Raw genomic sequence first — 8,277 nt, 5'->3', positions numbered from 1 at the left:
CACGCCGCCAGCGTTCGTCCTGAGCCAGGATCAAACTCTCCGTGAATGCTTCCGGGCTATCCCGGCAACACACGAAAGAGCGGCACCACGAGGAGGAATAGTCCCCGCAGTGCACAGCGTCCTCGCTGTGTCTCGCCTTCCCGCTACAGGAAGGACTTTTCAAAGGAACCACATCCACCACGGCGAACCGTGAGGGACGGGGTATCAACATATCTGGCGTTGACTTTTGGCACGCTGTTGAGTTCTCAAGGAACGGACGCTTCCTTCGGTTCCCTTTCGGGCCCCTCCGGGCTTTCCCTTCGTTGTGTTCCAACCTTAGCAGATGCTTTCCGGTCGGAATTACCACCGGGTCTTTCGGGGACACGAGTACCCGCCCGAGATTTCTCTCGAATGACGGGGGGTGTCTTCGGCAGACGATGTGGCATTGATCTTCGTCGTACGCTACCGGACAAGCCGCCCAGTTCGTGACAACCGTTCTAACCTACCTCCTCGCCCCGGGCGCGTCAAATCAGGCGAAGGTGGATGGGGGGGACTCCAGGTCCTCCAGCTCGATGCCGGGCGCGGCGAGGACGACGTCGCCCGCGATGTGAACGTCGTACTGGTCGCCGGTGGCGAGGTCGGCCACGCGGAAGTTGTCCACAGGCAGCGAACCGCTGTCCGTCGGGTGTGCTGTCCTGGTGATCAACGACCACGACTGGTCGACGGTCAGCGGAGCGAGCACGGGGGGCTGGAATGAGACGAGACGGACGCGGGTGGCCGGACCGCCGGGCTCGAGCCGGAGCAGGCGGGCGGTGGCGATCAGGAACGCCGGCGACAGTCCCGTGAACGCGTGCGCGGGCGCGTTTCCTTCTTGCGCCTGCTCGCCGGCGGGATCGGAGCGGACCCAGGTGACGCCGTCGAGGGCGGCGCCGCGAACCTGCCAGCCGCCGGCGTGGAGTTCGAGTCGGATGGGGCGGCCGAGCGCGTCGATCGTGAGGTCGACCGATCCCGCGTGATCGCCCTCGGGCGTCGTGGTCTGTGCGGTGTAGCGCCAGCCGGAAGGGCCGGTGGCGCAGTGGAAGTGTTCCTCACCGAGGGGGGTGTGGTCGTGCGTGTCATGGAACGAGTAGCGGCCGCGGGGCATGGTGTGGTCTCTGGGTTCGGCGAGGCCCCCGCCTCGCGGACGAGACGGGGGCCTCGTGCGCGTGGGATTCGTACGCGGGAGTCGCGTACGCCGCTGGTCAGTAGCGGTAGTGGTCCGACTTGTACGGGCCCTCGACCTTGACGCCGATGTAGGACGCCTGCTCCGGGCGGAGCGTGGTGAGCCTGACGCCCAGCGCGTCCAGGTGGAGACGGGCGACCTTCTCGTCCAGGTGCTTGGGCAGCACATAGACGCCGATCGGGTACTCCTCGGGCTTGGTGAAGAGCTCGATCTGGGCGAGGGTCTGGTCCGTGAAGGAGTTGGACATCACGAACGAGGGGTGACCGGTCGCGTTGCCGAGGTTCAGCAGGCGGCCCTCGGACAGCACGATGATCGTCCGGCCGTCGGCGAAGGTCCAGGTGTGGACCTGCGGCTTGACCTCGTCCTTGACGATGCCCGGGATCTTGGCCAGCCCGGCCATGTCGATCTCGTTGTCGAAGTGGCCGATGTTGCCGACGATCGCCTGGTGCTTCATCCGCTCCATGTCGGAGGCGAGGATGATGTCCCGGTTGCCGGTGGTGGTGACGAAGATGTCGGCGGTCTCGACGACGTCCTCGAGCCGCGCGACCTGGTAGCCGTCCATGGCGGCCTGCAGGGCGCAGATCGGGTCGATCTCGGTGATGATGACGCGGGCGCCCTGGCCGCGCAGCGACTCGGCGCAGCCCTTGCCGACGTCGCCGTAGCCGCAGACCACGGCGACCTTGCCGCCGATGAGGACGTCGGTGGCGCGGTTGATGCCGTCGACCAGCGAGTGGCGGCAGCCGTACTTGTTGTCGAACTTCGACTTGGTGACCGCGTCGTTGACGTTGATCGCCGGGAAGAGCAGCGTGCCCTCCTGCTGCATCTCGTACAGGCGGTGCACGCCGGTGGTGGTCTCCTCGGTCACGCCGCGGATCTCGGAGGCGAGCTGCGTCCACTTCTGGGCGTTCTCACCGAGCGTGCGGCGGAGCAGGCCGAGGATGACGCCGTACTCCTCGCTGTCGTCGGCCGCGGTGGCCGGCACGGCGCCGGCCTTCTCGAACTCGACGCCCTTGTGGACCAGGAGGGTGGCGTCGCCACCGTCGTCGAGGATCATGTTGGGGCCGCCGGTGGGGACGCCGGGCCAGGTCAGCGCCTGCTCGGTGCACCACCAGTACTCGTCGAGGGTCTCGCCCTTCCAGGCGAAGACGGGCACGCCCTGCGGGTTCTCGGGGGTGCCGTTCGGGCCGACGGCGATGGCCGCCGCTGCGTGGTCCTGGGTGGAGAAGATGTTGCAGGACGCCCAGCGGACCTCGGCGCCGAGGGCGACGAGGGTCTCGATGAGGACGGCGGTCTGCACGGTCATGTGCAGGGAGCCGGTGATGCGCGCGCCCGCCAGGGGCTGCGACTCGGCGTACTCCTTGCGGAGGGACATCAGGCCGGGCATCTCGTGCTCGGCGAGGGTGATCTCCTTGCGGCCGAAGGCGGCAAGGGACAGGTCCGCGACCTTGAAGTCGGTGGCGGTGAGGGTCATGCGTGCTGCTCCTCGCGGGTCGATTCGCGTCGGACAGGGATGGTGCGCGGCCGCGGGACGGCGTGGGGTGCCTCGACGTGCGGGCACACCTGTCCCCTGGCGGCAGCGCAATCCGTCGGAGGCCCTCTCTCCCTCGGCCGGTCACCACTGGCTGACCGCCCGACCGCCATCAGCAGCGACGTCTGGCTACGAACGAATCTACACCGGTGCGCCGGTCTGACGCAGTGCGTCTCGAGTGGCCCGCGGGTCAGCGTCCGCCAGGAGTCTGGTCGGGGTCGGGGCCCGCCGCGGCCGCGGCCTCGCTGTAGATGTCGGGTTCGAGGTAGATGGCGCGGGCGAAGGGTTCGGCGGCGCGGATGCGCTCCTCGGCGGCGTCGATGGCGCGCGCCACCTCGGTGGCGGTGTCGTCGTGCCGGACGGCGATCTTCGCGGCGACCAGGAGTTCCTCCGGGCCGAGGTGGAGGGTGCGCATGTGGATGATCCCGGTGACGGTGGTGCCGTCGACGGTCGCGGCGCGGATCCGCTGCAGGGACTCGGGGCCGGCGCCCTCGCCGATGAGCAGCGACTTGGTCTCGGCGGCGAGGACGAGAGCGATGCAGATGAGCAGGGTGCCGATGCAGAGGGTGCCGATGCCGTCCCAGACCCCGCTGTCGGTGGCCAGCGAGATGCCGACGCCGGCCAGGGCGAAGGCCAGACCGATGAGGGCGCCGAAGTCCTCCAGGAGGACGACGGGCAGTTCGGGGGCCTTGGCCCGGCGGATGAACTCGGTCCACGACATCGTGCCGCGGGTGTGGTTGGACTCCTTGATGGCGGTGCGGAAGGAGGAGCCTTCGGCGACGATCGCGAAGAGCAGGACGCCGACGGGCCAGTACCAGTGCTCGATGGGGTGCGGGTGGCGCACCTTCTCGTAGCCCTCGTAGAGGGCGAACATGCCGCCGACGGAGAACAGGACGATGGAGACGAGGAAGGCGTAGACGTACCGCTCGCGGCCGTAGCCGAAGGGATGCTCCTCGTTGGCGGCGCGCTTGGCCTTCTTGCCGCCGATCAGCAGCAGGGCCTGGTTGCCGGAGTCCGCGACGGAGTGCACGCCCTCGGCCAGCATGGAGGAGGAGCCGCTGAACGCGAAGGCCACGAACTTCGACGCGGCGATGGCGAGGTTGGCGCTGAGTGCTGCGACGATCGCCCTGGTTCCGCCTGACGCGCTCATAGGTGCTGGTGGTCCCTTCCCTCGTCCGCCTTTGCCGCGCCTTTACGTGCGCGACGGACGGACATTGTTGCAGCCTCGGTCTCCGCGGGTTCCTCAGGCGGTCACGGTGGCCCGGAAGACGGTGCCGTTGCCGGTGATGCTGGTGCGCTCGGTCGCCGGGACGTAGGCGGACTCGCCGGGCCCCAGGGTCAGGGTGCCGTTGCCGGCGCCGATGGTCTCCAGGTGGGCGATCCCGCTGGTGCACAGCAGGATCTGCGGGGTGCCGGCCTCCAGGACGCTGGGGTCGGAGCCGGGCGCCAGGGAGTACCGGGACAGGCGGAACTCGTCGATGGGCGCGGCGTACAGCTCCTCGCCGTCGGGGCCGGCCTCGGGGCGCAGCACGCCGGGGTCGCCGGCCTCGAAGCGGACGATGCGCAGGAGTTCGGGGACGTCGATGTGCTTGGGGGTGAGGCCGCAGCGCAGCACGTTGTCGGAGTTGGCCATGATCTCGACGCCGAGGCCGTCGAGGTAGGCGTGCGGGACGCCGGCGCCGAGGTAGAGGGCCTCGCCGGGCTGGAGCCTGACGTGGTTGAGGAGCATCGCGGCGATGATGCCGCGGTCGCCGGGGAAGCTGTGCGCGGCCTTGGCGTAGGCGGCGTAGTCGGAGGCGAAGGGGGTGGTGGGGTCGGCGGACAGGCGCCGGGCGGCTTCGGTGGCCGCGTGCACGGTGGCGGCGATGGCGTGCGGTTCGGCGCCGAGCACGGCGGCCAGGACCTCGCGCAGGGCCCGGTCCTCGGGGTGGGCGCGCAGGATGTCGACGTAGGGGGTGAGGGTGTCGACGCCGAGGGCTTCGATGAGTTCGGCTGCCTGGGCGGGGTCGCGGAAGCCGCACAGGCCGTCGAACTCGGACAGCGCCACGATCATCTCGGGCTTGTGGTTGGCGTCCTTGTAGTTGCGCTCGGGGGCGTCCAGCGGGATGCCGCGGGCCTCCTCGTCGGCGAACCCGGCCTTGGCCTGGGCCAGGTCGGGGTGGACCTGGACGGACAGAGGGGCGCCGGCGGCCAGCACCTTGAGCAGGAAGGGCAGGGTGGGGCCGAACCGCTTGACGCTGGACTCGCCGAGTTCTCCGGCGGGGTCGGCCGCGATGACGACGTCGAGGGGTTCGGGGCCGTTGCCGCGGTCGATGCGGGAGGGTGCGCCGGGATGGGCGCCCATCCACAGTTCGGCCTGGGGCTCTCCGGTGGGCTCGGTGCCGAGGAGGTCGGGGATGGCGGTGAGCGAACCCCAGGCGTACGGGCGGATGGTGGTGATGAGGCGGTTCATGCCGGTCATGGTCTCTCGGTCGAAGCGACGGCCAGGTAGACGGCCGCGAAATCCGTCAGGGCGAGGAGTTCGGCCGCGGTGTCCAGGGGGGTACCGTCCGCGGCAGAGATCTCACTCAGGGGTGTGTCGTGGGCGTAGGCCTGCTCGCGGGCCGCGGGGGCGGCCGAGCCTGCCTGCTCGGCGGACTCCTGGAGCAGCACGATCCGCAGGCGCAGACCGCCGGGGTCCTCGACGCGGTCGCGGAAGAAGTCCTCGGGGTCGGCGGCCAGTGCGCGGGCGCCGGCCTGGAGGGGGCCGTGGACGGTGAGGGCGGCGGGCAGTTCGGCGGCGAGCGCGGGGCGCCCGGCATGGGTGGCCAGCACGGTGGCGAAGCGACGGGCGCCGGCGGCGGCGATCCGGCCCTGGCTCCACAACAGCGGCAGGGACTCGTCGAGTTCGGCGGCGAGCGTCTTGGCCGGGTTGGTGTAGGTGGCGATCGCCGGGCCGCAGCGGGTGGCGACGTCGTCGAGGCGGTCGGCGACGCCCTGGAGGGCGGCGGTGGGAGCGCTGAGGACGCCGAGCCGGTCGGCGAGGGCGAGCAGGGGGGTGGCCAGGGCCCAGAAGGCGCCGGTGTCGGCGGTGGTGTCCCCCGGGGCGCCGGTGGCACTGCCGCCGGGGGCGCTGGCGTCCCAGCCCGGGCCGGCGGCGCCGTTGGTGTCGGAGGCGAAGGGCAGGGCCATGCCGCGCACCTGCCCCACGGCTTCGGCGAGCGGCGTGCCGGCGGGGGCGACCGCGCAGGCGGTGCAGCCGCGCCGGTAGGCCTGTTCCACCAGGTCGGTGAGGCCCTGCTCGTTGCCGCGGGGGGTGAGCAGGAGGAGCAGGTCGAGGGGGCCGGCCCAGCCGGGCAGCGTCCACCGGGACTGCTGCGGGGTGGGTCCGGTGGGGCTCAGCAGCTCCACCGGGCAGGTGCCGGAGCCGAGGGCGCCGAGCAGGTCGGCGACGGCGGCGGCTTCGGGGCCGTTGCCGGCCACGATCAGGGTGCGCGGGCGTCCGTCGGGCCGCAGGCCGGTCAGGCCGGCCTCGTCGGCGAGCCGCAGGGCGGTGCGGACTCGTGCTCCGGCGGCGGCGACGCCACGTAGCAGCCCGTGGACGTCGGCGCGGGCGAGCCGGTCGGGGTCGTCCAGCAGGGACTCGTCGAACACTGCGACCTCCCGGTCGGATGCGGCCTGGTCCGGCCGTGCCGGGACGTGGGCCGGCGCGGCCTGGATGCGCGCGGTCCGGGCCGTGCGGCCCGGTCGAGCGGTCCGGTCAGGAGGGGCGGCGGGCCTCGTCGACGAGCAGGACGGGGATCTCGTCCCGGACCGGGTAGGCCAGGCCGCAGCTGTCGGAGGTGCAGACGAGCTCGCTCGCGTCGGCGTCCTCGCGCAGCGGCGCGTGGCAGGCCGGGCAGGCGAGGATCTCCAGCAGGCTGGGTTCGACGAGCGGCATTGCGGTGTCCTCCGGACGGTTGCGGCGATCGGGGCGGGACTGGGCGGTGCGGGCGCGGGCGCACGGGGCGAACCGTGCGATCCGCGCGAACGCGTGATCCGGTGCGGCGTGCCGCCCGCCGTGCCTGCGGCTCTCGCTCCGTGCCCTCAGCCTATCGCCGTGGATCAGGCCCGCACGATCCCCAGGACCTCGTCGCGGAGGTGCGCGACGGTGGCGGCGTCGCGGGCCTCGACGTTGAGCCGCAGCAGCGGCTCGGTGTTGGAGGGGCGCAGGTTGAACCACCAGTCGTCGCCGGAGACGGTCAGGCCGTCGAGTTCGTCAAAGCCGACGCCCTCGCGTCCGGTGAACGCGGCCCGCACGGCCGCGGTGCTGGCGGCCTGGTCGGCGACGGTGCTGTTGATCTCGCCGGAGGCGGCGTAGCGGTCGTAGGCGGCGACGAGCGCGGACACCGGGCCCTCCTGGGTGCCGAGCGCGGCCAGCAGGTGGAGCGCGGCGAGCATGCCGGTGTCGGCGTTCCAGAAGTCCCGGAAGTAGTAGTGCGCGGAGTGCTCGCCGCCGAAGACGGCGCCGGCGGCGGCCATCTCCTGCTTGATGAAGGAGTGCCCGACGCGGGTGCGGACCGGCTTCCCGCCGTGCTCGGTGACGATCTCCGGCACCGACCGGGAGGTGATGAGGTTGTGGATGATCGTGGCGCCGGGGTTCTTGGCCAGCTCGCGCTCGGCGACGAGGGCGGTGACGGCGGACGGCGACACGGGTTCGCCGCGCTCGTCGACGGCGAAGCAGCGGTCGGCGTCGCCGTCGAAGGCCAGGCCGATGTCGGCGCCGGTCTCGCGCACCTTGGCCTGCAGGTCCACGAGGTTCTTCGGGTCGAGGGGGTTGGCCTCGTGGTGGGGGAAGGTGCCGTCGAGCTCGAAGTACAGCGGCACCAGGTCGAGCGGCAGCCCGTCGAGGACGGTGGGCACGGTGTGGCCGCCCATGCCGTTGCCGGCGTCGACCACGACCTTCAGCGGCCTGATGGCGGACAGGTCCACGAGGGAGCGCAGGAAGCTGGCGTAGTCGGCGAGGACGTCGCGGGCCGTGAGGGTGCCGGGGGGGGCGGCGGAGGCCGGCACCCCGGTCTCGGACCACTTCTCGGCGAGGTCGCGGATCTCGGTGAGACCGGTGTCCTGGCCGATGGGCGCGGCGCCGGCGCGGCACATCTTGATGCCGTTGTACCGGGCCGGGTTGTGGCTGGCGGTGAACATCGCGCCGGGCAGGCCGAGGCGGCCGCTGGCGAAGTACAGCTCGTCGGTGGAGCACAGGCCGATCTCGGTGACGTCCGCGCCGCGGGAGGCGGCACCGCGGGCGAAGGCCCGGGACAGTCCCGGCGAGGACGGCCGCATGTCGTGGCCGACGACGACGGCGGTGGCCTCGGTGACGGTCGCGAAGGCCGCGCCGAAGATCTCGGCGAGGGGCTCGTCCCACTGGTCGGGTACGACGCCGCGCACGTCGTAGGCCTTGACGATCTGCGACAAATCGGCCACTTCGCACCTCTGCTGTACGGGTTCTGAACGGTGGGGACGCTTTTCGCACCCCGAGGAGCCACAACCTACCGAAGCACGACGGTCCGCCGGCCGCACGACCCCGGGC

The 8,277-nt window shown here is 71.6% G+C and carries 7 protein-coding genes; all 7 read right to left on the bottom strand.

All coding sequences use genetic code 11. The features are described from left to right. Positions 1–508: 508 nt before the first annotated feature. Positions 509–1,123 (bottom strand): hypothetical protein, encoded by a 615-nt coding sequence (locus tag BMW99_RS28250; RefSeq protein WP_069463492.1) that lies wholly within the window; start codon positions 1,121–1,123, stop codon positions 509–511. A 97-nt stretch (positions 1,124–1,220) separates the two neighbouring features. Next, positions 1,221–2,672, bottom strand: a complete 1,452-nt coding sequence (ahcY, locus tag BMW99_RS28245; RefSeq protein ID WP_069463493.1) for an adenosylhomocysteinase — start codon at positions 2,670–2,672, stop codon at positions 1,221–1,223. Positions 2,673–2,919: 247 nt separating this feature from the next. Then, the gene (locus BMW99_RS28240) at positions 2,920–3,879 is read right to left on the bottom strand and encodes a cation diffusion facilitator family transporter (RefSeq protein WP_069463494.1); all 960 of its coding nucleotides are present in this window, start codon (positions 3,877–3,879) and stop codon (positions 2,920–2,922) included. Between the two features lie 93 nt (positions 3,880–3,972). Continuing rightward, positions 3,973–5,181 carry a mannose-6-phosphate isomerase, class I gene (manA, locus tag BMW99_RS28235; RefSeq protein WP_069463496.1) on the bottom strand — a complete coding sequence of 403 codons (1,209 nt, stop codon included), beginning with the start codon at positions 5,179–5,181 and terminating at the stop codon, positions 3,973–3,975. A gap of 5 nt (positions 5,182–5,186) precedes the next feature. Further along, a complete protein-coding gene (locus tag BMW99_RS28230) occupies positions 5,187–6,362 on the bottom strand; it encodes an SIS domain-containing protein (RefSeq protein WP_075017785.1) in 1,176 nt (391 codons plus the stop codon). Positions 6,363–6,468: 106 nt separating this feature from the next. After that, positions 6,469–6,648 carry a Trm112 family protein gene (locus tag BMW99_RS28225; RefSeq protein WP_069463183.1) on the bottom strand — a complete coding sequence of 60 codons (180 nt, stop codon included), beginning with the start codon at positions 6,646–6,648 and terminating at the stop codon, positions 6,469–6,471. Positions 6,649–6,812: 164 nt separating this feature from the next. Then, entirely contained in the window at positions 6,813–8,171 is a 1,359-nt protein-coding gene (locus tag BMW99_RS28220; protein WP_069463184.1) for a phosphomannomutase/phosphoglucomutase, read from the bottom strand. Positions 8,172–8,277: the final 106 nt, after the last annotated feature.

Source organism: Actinacidiphila rubida (genome assembly GCF_900110255.1).
GTDB lineage: Bacteria > Actinomycetota > Actinomycetes > Streptomycetales > Streptomycetaceae > Actinacidiphila > Actinacidiphila rubida.
This window is presented reverse-complemented; position numbering and strand designations above follow the sequence as displayed.